The sequence below is a fragment of the Mesorhizobium amorphae CCNWGS0123 genome, from assembly GCF_001686985.1.
In the GTDB taxonomy this organism is placed as follows: domain Bacteria; phylum Pseudomonadota; class Alphaproteobacteria; order Rhizobiales; family Rhizobiaceae; genus Mesorhizobium; species Mesorhizobium amorphae.
Genome location: NZ_CP015318.1, coordinates 5,076,738 through 5,094,647 on the forward strand (window position 1 = coordinate 5,076,738; position 17,910 = coordinate 5,094,647).

The 17,910-nt window shown below is 63.4% G+C and carries 12 protein-coding genes; 8 read left to right on the forward strand and 4 right to left on the reverse strand.

Annotation, left to right across the window (positions count from 1 at the left end):
* The first annotated feature begins 121 nt into the window (after positions 1 to 121).
* The gene (locus A6B35_RS23925; protein WP_006204810.1) at positions 122 to 1,600 is read left to right on the forward strand and encodes a glucosamine inositolphosphorylceramide transferase family protein; all 1,479 of its coding nucleotides are present in this window, start codon (positions 122 to 124) and stop codon (positions 1,598 to 1,600) included.
* Here A6B35_RS23925 and A6B35_RS23930 read toward each other — a convergent pair.
* Positions 1,586 to 2,680 carry a glycosyltransferase family 4 protein gene (locus A6B35_RS23930; RefSeq protein ID WP_006204809.1) on the reverse strand — a complete coding sequence of 365 codons (1,095 nt, stop codon included), beginning with the start codon at positions 2,678 to 2,680 and terminating at the stop codon, positions 1,586 to 1,588. The genes A6B35_RS23925 and A6B35_RS23930 overlap by 15 nt on opposite strands.
* Positions 2,677 to 4,020: a lipopolysaccharide biosynthesis protein gene (locus tag A6B35_RS23935; protein WP_244426032.1), complete on the reverse strand. Its 1,344-nt coding sequence runs from the start codon at positions 4,018 to 4,020 to the stop codon at positions 2,677 to 2,679. Before A6B35_RS23935 ends, A6B35_RS23930 begins: the two co-directional genes overlap by 4 nt.
* Before the next feature lie 399 nt (positions 4,021 to 4,419).
* On the opposite strand from A6B35_RS23935, the gene A6B35_RS23940 reads away from it, so the two are divergent.
* From A6B35_RS23940 to A6B35_RS23950, 3 genes are read left to right on the forward strand one after another with little or no spacing between them, the layout of a single operon-like run.
* Positions 4,420 to 6,495: a GumC family protein gene (locus tag A6B35_RS23940; RefSeq protein WP_006204807.1), complete on the forward strand. Its 2,076-nt coding sequence runs from the start codon at positions 4,420 to 4,422 to the stop codon at positions 6,493 to 6,495.
* Between the two features lie 3 nt (positions 6,496 to 6,498).
* Entirely contained in the window at positions 6,499 to 7,632 is a 1,134-nt protein-coding gene (locus tag A6B35_RS23945; protein ID WP_006204806.1) for a glycoside hydrolase family 5 protein, read from the forward strand.
* A gap of 60 nt (positions 7,633 to 7,692) precedes the next feature.
* The gene (locus A6B35_RS23950) at positions 7,693 to 9,222 is read left to right on the forward strand and encodes a hypothetical protein (RefSeq protein ID WP_006204805.1); all 1,530 of its coding nucleotides are present in this window, start codon (positions 7,693 to 7,695) and stop codon (positions 9,220 to 9,222) included.
* A 3-nt stretch (positions 9,223 to 9,225) separates the two neighbouring features.
* On the opposite strand, the gene A6B35_RS23955 is transcribed toward A6B35_RS23950, so the two are convergent.
* Positions 9,226 to 10,002: a hypothetical protein gene (locus tag A6B35_RS23955; RefSeq protein WP_244426030.1), complete on the reverse strand. Its 777-nt coding sequence runs from the start codon at positions 10,000 to 10,002 to the stop codon at positions 9,226 to 9,228.
* 427 nt (positions 10,003 to 10,429) lie between these two features.
* Here A6B35_RS23955 and ftsZ point away from each other — a divergent pair, with 427 nt between their 5' ends.
* Positions 10,430 to 11,437 (forward strand): cell division protein FtsZ, encoded by a 1,008-nt coding sequence (gene ftsZ / locus A6B35_RS23960; RefSeq protein WP_006204803.1) that lies wholly within the window; start codon positions 10,430 to 10,432, stop codon positions 11,435 to 11,437.
* A 63-nt stretch (positions 11,438 to 11,500) separates the two neighbouring features.
* Here ftsZ and tssH read toward each other — a convergent pair whose 3' ends face one another.
* The gene (gene tssH, locus A6B35_RS23965; protein ID WP_006204802.1) at positions 11,501 to 14,344 is read right to left on the reverse strand and encodes a type VI secretion system ATPase TssH; all 2,844 of its coding nucleotides are present in this window, start codon (positions 14,342 to 14,344) and stop codon (positions 11,501 to 11,503) included.
* 334 nt (positions 14,345 to 14,678) lie between these two features.
* Between tssH and tssA the strand changes: the two genes are divergently transcribed.
* From tssA to tssC, 3 genes are read left to right on the forward strand one after another with little or no spacing between them, the layout of a single operon-like run.
* Entirely contained in the window at positions 14,679 to 15,851 is a 1,173-nt protein-coding gene (gene tssA / locus A6B35_RS23970; protein ID WP_040583559.1) for a type VI secretion system protein TssA, read from the forward strand.
* A gap of 6 nt (positions 15,852 to 15,857) precedes the next feature.
* Positions 15,858 to 16,397: a type VI secretion system contractile sheath small subunit gene (gene tssB / locus A6B35_RS23975; protein WP_006204800.1), complete on the forward strand. Its 540-nt coding sequence runs from the start codon at positions 15,858 to 15,860 to the stop codon at positions 16,395 to 16,397.
* 3 nt (positions 16,398 to 16,400) lie between these two features.
* Complete coding sequence (gene tssC / locus A6B35_RS23980; protein WP_006204799.1) at positions 16,401 to 17,906, forward strand: type VI secretion system contractile sheath large subunit; 1,506 nt, start codon at positions 16,401 to 16,403, stop codon at positions 17,904 to 17,906.
* Positions 17,907 to 17,910 lie beyond the last annotated feature (4 nt).

The window sequence follows — 17,910 nt, forward strand, 5'->3', positions numbered from 1 at the left end:
TATTTTCTCGTGAACCGCGCAGTCGGACTTTGAATGTAACTCCAATGTAAGTTTTTTCGGCCAAATCATTTCTTTTCAAGTGTCTGGAACCCGAGCACCATTACAGCCGGACGGGAATGACATGCTGTCGATCGAGGTGATTGTTCCGCAATCGAGCCCCCGCCTGTGGCAGAAGGTCGCCATAGAGCGGCTTCAGGCGGATGGCCATGATGTGGCTGTGCGCCATCAGCCCGGAGCAGCAAACTGGCCGAGGGCGGCAATAGCCGCCTTTGCCTTTGAACAGCGCCTGTTTCGACGGCGCCGCCCCAACCTTGCCGCCTCGCTGCATGAGATCGAGGCACGAAGCGGGCACCGGTCCGCCGCGCTAAGACTGGACCTCGCCGGCAACGCTGCCCCATCGGATGTCCCGACCGTTGGCCTCCTGTTTGACGGATCCGCATCTGATCTCTCGGCGGCAATCGCGGTCGCGGCCGGAAGGCTGCCTTTGATCGAAGCCGTCCTCGACAAGAAGACGCTGGTGGGCTGGGCACGGCCGATGGTGGACAAGCGGGAATCGGCGGCACTCGGCACCGAGGACGTGCTTGCCCGCGCCGTCACCTTGCTCGTCTCGGTGGTTCGGGCATTTGCTGAAGGCCGGCTTCTCAATAACGAACGCATGTCTGAAGGCCGCGGTGGCGGCACGGCGATGCAGTTCGCGTCAGCCTATCTGGGCTCGACGCTGCCGCGGCTTGGCCGGGAGATCATCCGGCGCATAGGTTTCCGTCATGCGCATTGGCGCGTCGGCTACCGCTTTATCGATGCGCCAGGCGTCGCGAATACGGGCGGGCTTGGCTCCGGCTGGTCGGTCCTGCCCGACCCGGGCGACCACTTCTATGCCGATCCTTTCCCGTTCCAGTGGCAGGGCCGGTCGTTCCTCTTCGTCGAGGACTATCCCCATGCGACCGGCAAGGCCGTCATCTCCGTCGTCCCGTTTGACGCAGCCGGCGCTCCCGAGGCGCCACGCGTCGTTCTGGAAGAGCCGCACCACCTCTCCTATCCGCAGGTGTTCGAGCGCGACGGCGCGATCTGGATGCTTCCCGAGGCGAGCGCCAGCGGCAGGCTCACGCTCTACCGTGCCTCGGCCTTCCCGGACCGCTGGATCGCCGAGACCGTGCTGGTCGAAGGCGAGATTTCCGACGCGACGCTGCTCGAGCATGGCGGGCTGCTTTGGCTGTTCGCCACCGATCGCGATGGCTATGGCAGCACCTCCGACACCCTGGTGGTGTTCTGCGCTCCGGCACTCGCCGGTCCGTGGAAACCCCACCCTATGAACCCTGTCATGATCGACCATCGCATGGCTCGTCCAGGTGGTGCTTTCGTTCGCATCGATGAGGACCGTGTGCTGCTCCCGGTCCAGGACGGAACGCTCGGCTATGGCGGCGGGCTCGGCCTATGCGAGCTGTTGGAACTCGACCAGCAGACGGTGCGGCTTTCGGCGCCTCGGCCGATCGACACCGATGGCGACTGGCCCTATCCGAAAATCCACACGCTCAATCGATCGGGCGCGTTGGAAGCGATCGACGGCATAGCGGCGGTGAGAAGACGTTCAGGAAAGAAGTAGCGCCTCGTAGCCCGCGCACATCCTGGCCGGCGCATATTTGTCCTTGAGTCGCCGCCCTGCCGTTGAAAGCCTGGCCATGATTTCCGGCCCGGCCATCAAGTCGGCCAGCCCCTTGGCCATGCCGGTGGCGTCGTCCTCGACGAAGATCGCCGCGGTCTCGCCATCCTCGGTAGCAAGCACCTCCCGCATGACGGCGAGGTCATTCGCCACGACAGGCAAACCGGAAATTGCCGCTTCGACGCAGGCAAGACCGAAGGTCTCGCTCAACGACGGAAACGCGTAGATGTCGCCTGCCGCCAGGAACTCGAAAATACGCGACGGGGGGACTTCGCCGACCAGATGCAGGCGGTCCGCCACACCCCGCCTTTTGGCCAAGGCGACAAGCGTGTCGCGCTCCGGCCCGACACCGGCAATCGCGACATGGATATCGGGCAGCTGATCGAGCGCCCCAACGAGCGCAATCTGGTTCTTCTGTTGCGTCAGCCGGCCGGACGAGACGGCGAGCCATGCATTCCGGGGCAAGCCGAAGGAAGCGCGTGCCGCCGCCTTGTCGAAGTCTTCAGGCGGTGCGGCAACGCCATGATCGATGCGCCGCAAGCGCCGCCGATAGGCTTGCGGATAGTGACTGAATTGCGCTTCCGTCCAGGCCGAGTTGACGACATTCGTCCGGTAGAGGCCAACCACGCCCATCAGCCTGTCGATCTGGGAGAGGACGCCCATCATCCCTTTGGTGTGCGGCGAACCGCTCTGGTTGGCGATGATCCGGCTTACGCCCGCCAGGCGGGCGCCGATCGTGCCGAAGATGTTGCCGTAATGCTGAAAGGTGATGACGGCGTCCGGCCGCGACTTGCGCAGATAGGTCGCGAGACCAATGGCCGCCCGGATCTGCCCAGGCAATCCCTTTGGACTCTCGGTGAGGATGAAATCCGCATAAGGATCGGCATCGAAGGCGTCCGTCTTGCGGTACATGAAGACGGTGCGCACCTCGTGCCCGCGCGCCCGCAAGCCTTCGCCCACCATGTCGGAAATACGCTGCGCGCCCGCGGCCTCCGCCTGGGTCTGTACCTGAATGATCTTCACGTACGACCCTTCAGCATCACACCGGGAACGGGCGCAGCTCTTGCCATCGTGAAGCCGAAGACAGATGGATTTATGCCTATCCTGCGCCGTGCGATCGACACGGCAATGGCGGTCCAGGCGATGACCGTTCCGGCGATGCTGACTGCCGCGCCAATGGGTCCAAAGAAATACGTCGTCACCGCCGTCGCGCCGAGCCCCAGTATGTTGACGACAACCAGAACCTTGAACAGCGCATGCTGCAGGCCGGTCAACTGCAGGAGGATCTCGATCGGGCCACAAGCCGTGGCAAAGGTCGCGCCTATGCCGAAGATGACGAGTGTTGCCCGCATGGTCGGCGTGTCGTAGGTCGGATTGAACATGGACAGGATAAAGCCGCCGAAAATCCAGAACGCTGCAAGCACGCAGAGTGCAATGGCAAAGCTGCCAAGCGCGGCGAGATTGGTGATGCGCTGAACATGCGCCCTGTCGCCGCTGTAGAAGGCGCTCGAAATCTGCGGCGCGAGCGCCTGATTGATTCCATTGAGCGCAAGCGCCACGAACCGCGTGGTCCGATCGGCGACGAAGATCGCGCCGGCCGCCTCAGGTCCCAGGATCACCGCCACAAGCAGCGTGCTCACCTGGCCGAGCGCCGGCGGCAGCGAGGTGACGCCCCACAGGCCAAGCGTCACGGTCTTGAATTCCCTCTTTTGCCCCTCCGTGAGTGGGCCGCGCTTGGCGCGCGCCGTGTCGCGCACGAGAAGCAGTGTCTGCGGAACAACCGAAAGGATGAGCAGCAAGGCGGTCAGATGGGTCGCCGCAACCGCGCTCATCTCGATATGCATGAAGTGGCAAGCGGCAATGGCGGCAATCGTGCCCGCACGCCAGATGATGTCGCGCGGCAACAGGCCGGATATCAGCGCGTTCTTGGCGCGGAAAGCGCCGGACGTGAATTCCGACCAGCCGAGTGCGAACGACAGGACCGCAGCCGCCACGCACAGCGAAAGCCATTCCGGCGTGCCTTTCCCGATGAACGGCAAGAATCCGACCATGAGAATGAACAGGCTAGAGCCGACGAGCCCGGCAAGCGCGACGAGAATGGCGCGAGCCATCATGCCATGCGCCGAGCTATGGTCGCCGAGGCCGACATATTGCGGCCAGAACCTCAGCACGGTGCTTTGTTGCCCCACCGAGGCGAAGAAAGAGACCAGGCTGGCGCCGGCATAGGCTGCGCTGTAGAGGCCGAACTGCCTTCCGTCCATGACCATCGCCACGGCCACGAACATCAGGAAGGACAGGCCGGCACTGGCGAGCTTGATCACGCCCGCCACGGCGCCGTTCCTGGCGAGCGTAGCGATAGACATGCGCATATCGTCGGCTGCAGGACGGGTCTCGGCGCCCGATATCGCGCTGCGATTGCTTATGTTTTCATCCAACGTCGGCTCCTGTGGCGTTCGGCGATGCCCTACCCCCGCGGCAGGCGAGCCGACGCTGAAACCTGTCTCTCAATAGAGCAAAAGCCTGCGATCGCGCCAGCGCGAACGCTCCGCATGGTTACCGTCACCAGTTTGTTAATTTGAGCATCGGGCGCGGTAACCTTAACGGAAGACTAACGATAATTCTGAATACTGTCGGTGTAGAGTAAGGCCGGAAGGCGCGCTCTGCAGAGGAAACCGATGACGCCAGCCAGAACCGACGATCGCACGCTTCCACCTTTGTTCGACATAGGACCGCTATGGGCGGTCCTGTGGGGGCGACGCGTCATGGTGCTTGCCATCGCCGGCGCGGCGCTGCTGCTTGCACTGCTCTATCTTGCCGTGACGAGCCCGAGCTATACGGCGACCGCATCGATATTGATCGACCCGCGCGACTCGCGCGCGGCCAATTTCAACGACGTTCTTCCCGGGATCGGCGCCGACAGCGCCGCCATCGCAAGCCAGGTCTTCGTCATCGAATCGCAGGACTTGCTGGGGGCAGTGTTCGACAAAGAGGGGCTTCAAAACGATCCGGAATTTTCAGGCAAAGGCCTGGTCTCGCGTGTCTTGTCGATGTTTGGAGCGGGCCGCGGCCCCTCACCGGACGCGGCCTTCAAGCGCTTTCAAAAAGCCGTATCGGTGGACCGTGAAGGACTGACCTATGTCATCAATGTCTCCTTCACGTCGCCATCGCCGGACAAGGCCGCGCGCATCGCCAACGCCATCGTCAATCGCTACAGAACGGGCCTCGCCGGAGAACGCGAAACCGCCAACAGCGACGTGAATTCTCTCCTCAATGACAGGATCAAGGGTCTTCAGAAGGACGTCAGCGACGCCGAGCGCGCGGTCGAGGATTTCAAGTCGGAGCACGAGATCCTGGGGTCGGCCGATGGCGGCACATTGCAGTCGCAGCTCGACCAACTGACGGCGCAGCTGATAACCGCACAGGGCGACGCCGATCAGGCGCGGGACCGATACAATCAGGCGCTGGCCGCGGGCACCTCGCCGGCCGGCCTGGCCAAGTTGGCGGAAATCCTTTTCTCCAATTCCGCCGTCAAATTGCGCGACGACTATAACCAGCGCGCGGCAGAGCTCGCCAATCTCGAAACCATGTATGGGCCTCGTCATCCGGCCATTGCGCGGCTCAGGTCGGAGCTCGATCGCATGAACCGGTTGATGGCCGCCGAGGCGGAGCGGATAAGACAGCAGCTGAAGGCCAGCTACGATCTCGCCGCCCAGAATGTGGCGAAGCTGCAGGCCAAGCTCGAGGCTCTGCGCCAGCAGTCCACGAACTCGAATATCGCACAGGTGCAACTGCGGCAACTGGACTCCAAGGCCCAGGCTGCCCGCACCGTGCTCGACGATTTCCTGAAACGCGCGCAGGAAACGTCGCAGATGCAGGGCGTCCAGACATCCGAGGCGCGCACGATCAGCGCCGCCTCCGCCCCGCTGCAGCCGACCTGGCCAAAGCCGACCCTGCTCCTGCCGGTCAGCGCCTTTCTGGGCCTCATCGCCGGATGCGGTATCGCCCTCGCGCTGGGGCCGGTCCGCAAGCCCGAGGATGACCCGCGAAGCCCTCGCGAAGAGGTGCCGCAGGCGACCCAGCCAAAAGAGCCGAAAAAGGGCGGCGCACCAGCCATGTCTCGTCCATTGCCAGCCAATTTCGGCGAGTACCGCCTGCCGGGGGTCGCCGGCGGCGCGGCGCATTCAAGCATCAAGGCGCTGAGGAAGTCACTGTTTCAAGCCGGCAGCGACGCGCTTTCGCTGGGCGTGCTGAAGCTTATGCGGCAAATACTCCTGCGCCTTAGCGACCACCCCAAACCCTTCGTGCTTCTGGTCTCCTCAACGCGCAGCAATGTCGACGCAAGGCTTGCGGGCGCGATGGTCGGGATTGGTCTCCAGCAAGCCGAGCAGAATGTGCTTGTGGTTGAAATCGGAGGCCAGCCGCACCGTGCCGGCTACGGACCCGGCCTGTTCATCGATGGCGCAAGCGGCCTGCGCACGGTCGTATGCAGTCCGGCCGTGGAGAAGGGGGCAGAATTCCGGGATCGCAACACCTTGCGCGGCATTCTGGCCGAGGCCGGGAACGCATTCGATTTCGTGCTCGTGATTGCCCCATCCCTTGGTGAGAACGGTTGGGATCGGGAGATCTTTGCAAGCGCCGATCTGATGCTTTTCGCGCTAAGCCCATCCGAGTCTGCGTCGGGGACCGCCGCCCTGCTCGAGCAGCATCTCGGCGCCGGCCAGATCGAACGCAGCGCCACTCTTGTAATCGACAGCGCACAGCCAGCCGGGGCAAAGGCAATGCCCGATGTCGAGTCTGGGGCCGGCGGATTGCGCCGCAGTTCCCTCGCAAGGAGTTGATCCATGCGGGCGGTTGAGCTGGTATCGCCGCTGACTGTGTCACGGCGGCATGCGCTTGCACTTGCTGGCGGGGCTTTGCTTACGACCCTCCCCTTCTCCGTCTCGACCGCGCTGCCGGCAACGGCCGCTCGCCCCGTTCCTTCGCGTGGTTTCAATCTTCCCGCATGGTTCGAACGCGAAGCAGGAACCGCTCCCGCCACGGCGACGCTGGAAAAGCTGCGGCAGTCCGGGTTCGAAACGATCCGCCTGCCGGTGAACGGCGATCTTGTCTCGGCAGGCGACCGGGCGGTGCTCCGCCGCATCCGCGACGGGGTCGCAGAGCTTGTCGGGCTGGGCTTCGCCGTTCTGGTGGACATGCATCCGTCCGGAGATCTTCGTGCGGCCTTCGAGCATGATCCGGCAAATGCGGCCAGGCGGGTGGTCCTGGCCTGGACGGCCCTGCGCGCCGTCATCGCCGACCTGCCGACGAATTCGGTCTACCCGGAACTGTTGAACGAGCCGCCGATGGAGCGCGCCGCATGGCTTGAGCTGCGCGAACAGGTCGCCGAGACGTTGCGGGCCAGATGTCCGCTCCACACGCTGGTCTGGGGCCCGGCACGCTTCCAGGGCATATGGGAAATAGCCGACACGCCGCCCTTGGTCGACGACAGGCAGATTGCAGCCATCCACTACTACGCGCCCATGGCATTCACCCATCAATGCGAGAACTGGGATACATCGCCGCTCGCCCGCATCGCCAACCTGCCCTTTCCCGCGACAAGCGACATGCCGCAGGTGCGCGCGCTTGTCTCCAGATTGCGGGCTGCGGGCGACGAAGAGGCTGCCTCCCTGGTGGAGAAGGAATTGTCGGATCCTTGGACAGAGGCGCGGATCGCCGCGGACTTTGCCAAGCTCGGACGCTGGTCCAGTGCCCATAACTGCCCGGTCATCCTGAACGAGTTCGGCGTGCTCAATTTCTGCGTGGATCCAGCAAGCCGCGCGGCCTGGACCCGTGCCGTGCGCAAGGCGGCCGAGGCGAACCACATCGGCTGGACGCATTGGGAGCTCGATCAGGGTTTTGGCTTTATCGCCAGCAGGCAAAGCACCGAGGGGTTCGATCCTCAGATGATTGCCGCCCTGCTGGGAGACGGCGACTGAAATGGACAACAGACATCAAGGCTGCAGGCTGGCGCAGGCGAGGATCAAAGCGGACCGGCAATGAGCATCACGGGGACATATCCGCATGCCGGGCCAAGCGCGCGGGCTCCGGACGCATCGAGCGCCGAGGCCCTGCTGCATGTCTCGATGGCGCTCATCGTCGTTGCGCTCGGCGTTTCGGCCTTTGCGGTGTGGACGCCGTTCGGGATTGTCGCGACGTTCATACTGACGCTGATCGTTTCGAACGCGGTGCCGGCGGGGATTCCTGTCGTGATCATCTGCGCCTTCCTCTACCAGAACATGATGGTGGCGTGGTACACGCCTTACATACCCGACAACGATACGTTCGACGCGCTGCGCGGTACGAACTTCATCATCCTGATGACCGCCTTCTGCATCTTCCTGGCGGCGTCGTTTCAGCACCGCGTGCGCGCCTTGCCCGAATTGCGCGCCTGGCTGCTGCTGAGCAACGTGCTGTGCGGGACGATCTGTTTCTACTTCGCCCTGGGGGTCGTGCATGGCGGCCCCAAGGACGCGGTCGTCTACTTCCGCAACACGATCACGCCCCTCGCCTGCTTCCACATCGCGGTCCTGGCGGCCAGCCTCTATCCCATCGACCTGCGAAAGAGCATGCTCTGGCTCGGCACTGGCGCGGTCATCTACGGCTATGTGGAACTGACCTTCACGATGAACTTCCTCGGCCTCTTTCATGGCGACCTCTACATCGAACGCAACATCGCGCGGCAGATCGAGACCGGCGTTTGGGAGAAGGCGCTCAAGGAAACCGGCTTCGTTTTCCGCGGGCTTGAGGACGTGATGACGACGACCTTCTTCAACACGCCGTTCTTCAACGACATCCTGCCCAGCGTCTTTCGCATAGGCGGCCCGAACTTTCATTCGATCAGCTATGCCTATGCGCTGAGCATCATATCGGCCTGGCTGCTCTTCAGGGGTCGCTGGCTGCTGCCCATCGCCGCTCTGCCGCTGCTGCTTGTCATCGGCTCCAAGGGCGCGACATTCATGCTGCTGGTCGCGCTCTGCGTACGGCTGTTCCATAGCCCTTCCCGCACCGGCCTGACGCTTTCCGGTGTCGTCGCCCTGGCCTTGGTCTGGACAACCGCGGCGATTGCCTATGGCGCCACGCATGGCGACTATCACGTGCTCGGCCTGGCGGCGGGCATACGCGACTTCATGGCCAACCCGCTTGGCCAGGGACTGGGGCTGGGCGGCAATCTGTCGAGCACCAGCATCAATCTCAGCTGGTCGACCGCCCAGGCGGAAGGCGCCGCGTCGATCCCGGTCGAAAGCGCCGTCGGCGTCATGCTTTACCAGATGGGAATTGGCAGCCTGGTTTTCTTCGGCTTCCTGGCGGCGCTCGCCGTGGCGACCAGGCGGCAGCTGATCGAAACCGGCGACCTGAATTTCCTGTTTGGTTTCGTCGGCATTGTCACCATCTCGGCCAATGCCGTGTTGCAGGAAGAGGCATTCTACTCGCCTCTCGCTCTCAGTTTCTGCCTGCTGCTCGTCGGTGTCTCGCTGGGAACGCGCTGGCGTGAGATGGCGGCGGCAAGGGCCGGGCTGCAAGGCTAACTTTCAAGGACCGAATACCACCAGTTCGGTGAACGTCAGGTCGCCGGGCGAAGGCGGTTTCGGCCCTTTGAAGTACTTCAGCCCCTTCCTCGGAAAATACCGGCCGAACAGACCCGGGATCGGCTCATTGGCGTCGGCAAGGCAGAGCAGGGTTCCGCGTCGCAGGATGAAGCGCCCCATCGCGCCGGCGCAGCGGCTCATATCCGTGAGAGATCGGCAATAGACGATCTGGGAGCAAGGGACGAGACCGTGCAATATCCGGCGCGACCTCAGCACCAACGGAAAGGCCATTCCGTCGCGAATGCAGATCAGCGAGAGACAACCCAGCGCGGCATGCTCCAGGAGTATATATCTCTCGCTGTCGCACAGCATCGCCATTTCGGCGAGGTCAGGGCGGACTTCGAGCACGCGGCATGACGGTTGTGCCGGGCTCAAGGCGGGCAGGAAGGCGAACTGGCCGCGGGCAAACAGGCGAAATCCGAGCGCCTTGTTGGCGTTCAAGGTCGAGGGTGCCGGTGAAATGTTCGTGTAGGTCACGTCCCTGCGTCTCAGAACCGGCCAGATCAGCTTCATGGCATAGGGACGGAACGCTGCGTCCACGGACCAGCTTGAAATGTTGCAGCGGATTTCGTCGCCTTGGTAGCGGGCATAGAGGGTGAGTACGACCCCCACGATCCGCCCGGATGTCTCCAGGGCAAAGCCGTATCGCGGGAAATCGTCGACCGCGGGCCGCTGCGACAAACGGGTCAGCGCGTGCTTCCAGTAATTGCGGCTGCGCATCGGAAAGCCCCTGCGCAGGCAATCGACCACGCCTTCCCAATCACTTTCCTGGATTGGTCGACACTTGAGGTCGGGAGGGGGCGCGCCGAGTACGGCCATAATCAACTCAAGAATACTGCCAAGTCAATTAGATATATTTCACCCCGAAGCCATAATAGTATACAACCATTAACAATCCCTGCCCCTTTCGAGGAAAATTTCACCCACCCGCCCCTCAAACGCAAATCGGTCGCGCCGCCGGCCAACGGCCCGTCGGATCGATCAGGCCACATCGAGAGGCACATCGGACTTGCGGTGGTGTCCAGCCTCTGATTCCCTGTCTCATGGCCATCGGGTTCTGATTCGCCCACCAGCAAGCTTTCGTCCCGTGCCGCCAATAGATATCTGTCGACCCCTGCGCCGGGTCCGTTCCAGGGAGAAACGGCAAATGAACACCGCGACAAGGCCCGTAATCTCCGAGATGCGGCCCAAGATAACCGTCGTCGGCGTCGGCGGTGGCGGCGGCAACGCGGTCAACAACATGATTGCCGAGGGCCTGCAGGGCGCGGAGTTCATCGTCGCCAACACCGACGCCCAGGCCCTCACCATGTCGAAGTCGTCGAGGTTGATCCAGTTGGGAGCCCATATCACCGAGGGCCTCGGCGCCGGCTCCCTGCCCGAGGTCGGCCGCGCGGCAGCCGAGGAATCGATCGACGAGATCATGGACCACCTTGCCGGAACGCATATGTGCTTCGTGACCGCGGGCATGGGCGGTGGAACCGGGACGGGTGCGGCGCCGGTCATAGCGCATGCCGCGCGCAAGGCCGGCATCCTGACCGTCGCCGTCGTCACCAAGCCTTTCACCTTCGAGGGAAAGCGCCGCATGCAATCGGCAGAAGAAGGCATTGAACGGCTTCGCGAATGCGCCGACACGGTGATCGTCATTCCGAACCAGAACCTGTTCCGGATCGCCGATGCCAAGACGACCTTCGCCGACGCTTTCGCCATGGCCGACCGCGTCCTCTATGCGGGCGTCGGCTGCATAACCGACCTCATTGTCAAGGAAGGGCTGATCAACCTCGACTTCGCCGATGTGAAATCGGTGATGCGCGACATGGGCCGCGCCATGATGGGAACCGGCGAAGCTGCCGGAGAAGACCGCGCCAAGAAGGCTGCCGAAGCGGCAATCGCCAACCCGCTTCTCGACGAGGCCTCCATGATCGGCGCCAAGGGCGTCCTGGTCTCGATCTCGGGCGGCATGGACATGACGCTGTTCGAAGTCGACGAAGCCGCCACCCGCATCCGCGAGGAGGTCGACGCCGACGCCGACATCATCGTCGGCGCCATATTCGACCGGGCGCTCGCCGGAAAATTCCGGGTCTCGGTCGTCGCCACGGGCCTGCGCCACGGGCTTGAGATACCGTCCTTTGCAGGATCGGAAATCCATACGAACTGAACGTGGCTCTAGTGATAGCGCACACGCATTCCCTATATTAGGAAGATATTCCAGAAGAAATGCCTACTCAAAAGAGTAAGTAAACCCTTCCGCTGAAGCGCCAACCGTCACTTTCGTCATCTTCTCACCCTCGAGCGAGCGGTTCAGCACGCCGCGGCTCAATTCCGGCAGCAGCGTGTTGGTCAAGATGGCATCGATCATCCGCCCGCCGGATTCGATCTCGGTGCAGCGCGCCTTGACCAGATCCATGACGCCGTCGCCGATCACCAGTTCGGCATCGTTGGTGGCCCGCAGCCGGCGCGCGATCTTGGCGAACTGGTGGCGGGTGATCGCTTCGATCATCGCATCCGAGAGCGGGTAATAGGGAATGGTCACCACACGGCCGAGGAAGGCCGCCGGGAACACCTTCAGCAGCGGACTGCGCAGCGCCGTGTCGAGATCGTCGAGCCCAGCCCGCATCGTGCCGTTCTTGGTGCGGTCCATGATGACCTCGGAGCCGACATTGGAGGTGAGCAGGATCAGCGTGTTCTTGAAATCGATCCGCCGGCCCTCGCTGTCGTCCATCATGCCCTTGTCGAAGACCTGGAAGAAGATCTCGTGCACGTCCGGATGCGCCTTCTCGACCTCGTCGAGCAGGATCACCGAATAGGGTTTGCGCCGCACCGCCTCGGTCAGGATGCCGCCCTTGCCGTAGCCGACATAGCCGGGCGGAGCGCCCTTGAGCGTCGAGACGGTATGCGCCTCCTGGAATTCGGACATGTTGATCGAGATCAGGTTCTGCTCGCCACCATAGAGCGTCTCGGCCAGCGCCAGCGCGGTTTCGGTCTTGCCGACGCCAGACGGGCCGCAGAGCAGGAACACGCCGACCGGCTTTTCCGGCGCGCCGAGGCCGGCGCGGCTGGTCTGCACGCGTTTGGCGATCATCTCCATGGCATGGTCCTGGCCGACCACGCGCTCGGACAAGGTGCCGGCCAGCCGCAGTGCCTTTTCGGTCTGGCTGGACAGCATCCGTCCGGTCGGGATACCGGTCCAGTCCTGCACCACGGCAGCCACCGCATTGCGGTCGACCGACGGCAGGATCAGCGGCGTCTCGCCTTGCGCTTCGGCGAGTTCCGCCATCAATTCGCGCAGCCGCGCGAGATCGGCAGCCGGATCGGGCGCAGGCGACCCGGCTGTCGCCGTCGTCTCCGGCTCGACCTCCGCCGTTTCGGTGTCGGACGCCTTGGCCTTTGCCGCCTTGGCCTTGGCTGCCTTGGACCCGTTGGGCTTGGTCTCGGGCGCCTTGGCCTCGGACACGCCCGTCCCGGCCGCGTCCGCACCCACCACCTCGTCGGCGGCCTCCTCCGCCGCCACCGCATCGAGCGGCACGCCCTCGCCGCGCAGCCTGGCGCGCAGGTCGAGGATTTCGGCGACCAGCGCCTTTTCCCGCTCCCAGCGTGCCTGCGCGGCGGCAAGCGTGCCTTCGGTCTCGGCCAGTCCGGCGTCGACCCGTGCCTGCCGCTCGGTCACCTCGATGCCGATCGCTGCCTCGCGGCCGATGATGCCGTTCTCGACCTCCAGCGCCTGACGGCGGCGCAGAATGTCCTCGACCTCGGCCGGCGTGGCGTGCTGCGATATCGCGACGCGGGCGCAGGCGGTGTCGAGCAGGCTCACTGCCTTGTCCGGCAGTTGCCTGGCCGGGATGTAGCGGTGCGACAGGGCGACCGCCGCCTCGATCGCCTCGTCCAGGATCTGCACCTTGTGGTGCTGCTCCAGAACGCCCGCCACGCCGCGCAGCATGAGAACGGCCACCGCCTCCGACGGTTCGTCGATCTTGACCACCTGGAAACGACGCGTCAGCGCCGGATCCTTCTCGATATGCTGCTTGTATTCGGCCCAGGTCGTTGCCGCGATGGTGCGAAGCTCGCCGCGCGCCAGCGCCGGCTTCAGCAGGTTCGCCGCGTCGCCGGTTCCAGCCGCACCGCCGGCGCCGATCAACGTATGGGCTTCGTCGATGAACAGAATGATCGGCTTTTCGGACGACTGCACCTCGTCGATGACTGCCTTCAGCCGTTTCTCGAATTCGCCTTTCACGCTGGCGCCCGCCTGCATCAGGCCGACGTCGAGCATATGCACGCTGACATTCTGCAGCGTTGGCGGCACATCGCCCTGGGAGATGCGCAGCGCAAACCCCTCGACGACGGCCGTCTTGCCGACTCCTGCCTCGCCGGTGAGGATCGGGTTGTTCTGGCGACGCCGCATCAGGATGTCGACGATCTGCCTGATCTCCGGATCGCGGCCGACGACCGGGTCGATCTTGCCGTCGCCGGCGCGCTGCGTCAGGTTGGTCGCATATTTGGCCAGCGCCGAGTCTCCACCCGGACCCCGTTTCATCGGCGCCTCGGTGGCGGGGGCCTCCTCCGGGGTGCCGGCTTCGAGCGAACCTTCCGTTACCTCATCGAAACGCCCAACGACCGAGTCCGCGTCGATCTTGTCGAACTCGGCGCTGATCTTCGACAGCAGGCCCTCCAGCACCGGCGTCTTCAGGCAGGCAAGGATGATATGGCCGCTGCGAACCTCTTTGACGCCGAATTCGAGCTCCGCCAGGCTCCAACCTTCCTGGATAGCGTGAAAGATATGGTCGGAAAACTCCTCGATCGAGGTGGCGCCATAGGGCAATTTGTCCACGGCACGGGTCATGTCGGCCGTCAGCCGGCTCGCATCCACACCGGCCTCGGCAAGGATCATCTGGACGTCCGAGCGCTCGGACATCACCAACTGCTCGATGAAGTGGGCAAGCTCGACATAGGGGTTGCCGCGAAGCTTGGCAGCCGCTGCGGCCGCGCCGAAGGCTCGCTTGCTCGTTGTGTTCAGCTTGTCGACAAGTTCGCTGCGTTTGAAGCTCTGCGATGACCGGCGCTGTTTCATGGAACTTGCTCCTGAAATCTGCCAGCCAACAAACTGCCACAGAAGCAGCAACTTGACAAAGCACGTGATGAATGACGCGCCCGGACGCCGAGTCGGCCGACGTCCGGCATTTCACGGAACGCCCCGCATCTCCGCGAAAACAAACATGAAATTGCCCCCGCCTATGCGATGCATTTCACATACGGAGTTCGGCAACCACGCCAGGTTCCCGCAAGCGAGAATGGTCGCGTTTAGCTTCCGTTAGTTTTTGAGCAGCTCTTGAATTGTGATAAAGTGACGCAGTGTGATAAATGTTTGATCACGCAGGTCTCAGGGCCGCTTGCTGGGGGTTCGTGTGGTTGATCTCGCACTCTGGCTGAATCCTTTGGACGGTGAAAACCCGTCTGGGGGAGATTTGCGCAACGATCCGGCCTTTCACGAGATCGAGCGGCTCACCGAACCCCAGGTCAAGGTCGTCCAGGAGGGTCACAACAAGCCGGTCGAATCCACCATTCCGGTCGACTGGCCTGCCGTGCTCGACAAGGCGGAAGAACTGCGCAGCCATGGCCGTGACCTGCGCCTGCTTGTTATCGTCGCACGGGCGCTGGCCAATGAAGAGAGACTGGCCGGGCTGACGCTTGGCCTGAGCCTTGTTGCACAAAGCATCGACCAATATTGGGACACGATGCATCCGGCGTTGCGGCCAAGCGCTTCGCCACGCGATGCCGCCTTGCGCCGTCTCAACGCCTTGGCCGACCTACAAAACGGTCAGGACGGTTTGCTGGCGGATCTGCGCCGGATGACGCTTTTTGCGCCGCGCGGCATCGGGCCGATCAGCGGACGCGACCTGGAACAGGCAGCACTTGACGAGCGCGTCATGCTTCAGGAAGCCGCCTCGGGGTTGAATACGGCCGAAAAGGCGGCGCTGGCCGGTGCCCACAGCCAACTCCTCAACCGGGTGCGCAGCGGCTGCGCGGCGCAAGTGGATCAAGCCGGCGCCGAGATGACGTCACTCGTCGCCGACGCCCGCGCCGCGATCGCGGCCCTCGACGCGGTCGAAGCCGCACTCAACGCCCGTCTCGAAGGCGGTGCCCCCGTCCCGGAATTGAAGCGGTTTCTGCAGCGTTTGCTGACGACGCTCGAACGCAACGCGGCCGCCGGGGCCGCGGCGAATGGCGCGGCAAAACCGGCCCCGGCGCCGGCCGAACCGGCAATGCCTGCTCGAAACGGTCATGGAGCCGATACGATGGCAAGTGTGGCAAGCTACGCGGAGCCCGGCAGCACTGGCCTGCCCGACCGGATCTCCTCGCGCGACGACGTCGTGAAATGCCTCGACCTCGTCGTCGCCTTCTACGACCGCACCGAGCCGTCGAGCCCGATCCCGCATCTGGCCCGCCGCGTGCGCCGCATGGTGCACATGGATTTTGTTGAACTGATGGAAGATCTCGCCCCTTCCGGGCTGAAGGAATTCCGGCTCCTGGCCGGCGTTCCCGACGCCAAGAAGGCCGCCCAGAAGGATGAAAGGTAGCAACACATGCCAGCCGAAAGCAAAGCGAAGGTCATCGAACGAAATCGCGCGCCGCGGGTGCAGATCGCCTACGACGTGGAAACCTACGGCAGCCCGACGACGATCGAACTGCCGTTTGTCATGGGCGTGGTGGCCGACCTTGCCGGCGCCTCGCAAACCAAGGAAGCGTCGAAATCGGTGCTTGACCGCTCCTTTGTCGAGACCGACGCCAACCGCTTCCCCAAATTCATGGAAGCGCTCGCGCCGCGCGTGAAGGCGCGCGTGAAGAACACCCTGCCGCAGGCCGAAGGCCAGGAGCAGGACGAAGAACTGGCGCTCGATCTCACCTTCACCAAGATGGGCGATTTCGCGCCGGACAAGATCGCCGCGCAGGTTCCGCAATTGGCCGAGATCCTCAAGATGCGGCGTCAGCTCGAGGAGCTGCTGGGCTTCATGGACGGCCGCGTCGATGCCGAAAAGCGCATCGCGCAATTGCTGAACAATGAGCCGCTTCTGAGCAAGATCGCCGGCCAGGCAATGTCCGACGACGACAAGGCTGGAGAGTAAATCATGGCCGAACAGCAAAAAACCGCACCAGCCGTCGCCGAGGCGGAAGGCATCGACCTCGGAGAATTCAGCGGCCTCCTCGAGAAGGACTTCAAGGTCAAGAAAGACGACAGCGAAAAGCTGCAGCAGCTCGTGCGCAACCTCGCGCTCGCGGCGCAGTCGCGCTCCGAGACCACGACCATTTCGTCCAACGCGATCAAGTCGATCAAGTCGCTGATCGCGGGCATCGACAAGATGCTGACCGAGCAGGTCAACGAGATCCTGCACGCACCGGAAGTGCGCGAAATGGAAGGCACGTGGCGTGGCCTCTGGTATCTCATCAACAACACCGAGACGGATCAGAAGCTGAAGATCCGGGTGATGAACATTTCCAAGGAGCAGCTGGCCGACACGCTCGAAGACTATGAAGGCCAGATGTGGGACCAGAGCCCGATCTTCAAGAAAGTCTATACGGACGAGTATTCGATGCTTGGCGGCGAGCCGATCGGCTGCATTATCGGCGCCTACGAATTCTCGAACCATCCGCGTGACGTCGGCCTGCTGCGCAACATATCGGGCATCTGCGCCTCCGCTCATACGCCGTTCATCGCCGCCGCCTCGCCGCGCCTGTTCCGCATGGACAGCTGGCAGGAACTGCCTAACCCGCAGGACTTGCAGATGATCGTGTCGAACCCGGCCTATGCCTCGTGGCAATCGCTGCGCGAGAGCGAGGACGCACGCTACATCGGCCTCACCATGCCGCGTGTGCTCGCGCGGCTACCCTATGGCACCGACACCGTTCCGGTGAAGGGCTTCACCTTCGAGGAAGAGGTGCAGGCCGATCACAACAAATATGTCTGGATGAACGCCGCCTTCCCGATGGGCGTCAACATCAACCGCAGCCATAAGCTCTACGGCTGGGGCACGCAGATCCGCGGTGTCGAGAACGGCGGCACGGTGCTCAACCTGCCGGTGCATTCCTTCCCGACCGACGACGGCTCGATCGCGATGAAATGCCCGACGGAAGTCGCCATCGACGACCGGCGCGAGGCGGAACTGGCCAAGCTCGGCCTGATGCCGATCCTGCACCGCAAGAACACCGATCTCGCGGCCTTCATCGGTGCGCATTCGCTGCAGGACGACGAGACGCGTGCCGGACGCCTGGTCGATCCCGACGCCCAGTCGAATGAGCGGCTGAGCGCCAACCTGCCTTATCTTTTCCCGGTTTCGCGCTTTGCGCACTACCTCAAGGCGATTGCGCGCGACAAGATCGGATCGTTCAAGGAACGCTCCGACATGCAGATCTGGTTGACCGAGTGGATCAACCGCTACGTGTTGGCCAACCCGGCCTTCGCCGACGACAAGGCGCGCGCCAAGCGCCCGCTTGCCGCGGCCGAGGTCCAGGTCGACAGCGTGGAGGGGCGGCCGGGCTATTACAATGCCCGCTTCTATCTGCGTCCGCACTACCAGCTGGAAGGCATCAACGCCTCGCTCAGGCTGGTGTCGGAACTACCGTCCGTGAAGACATGATTGC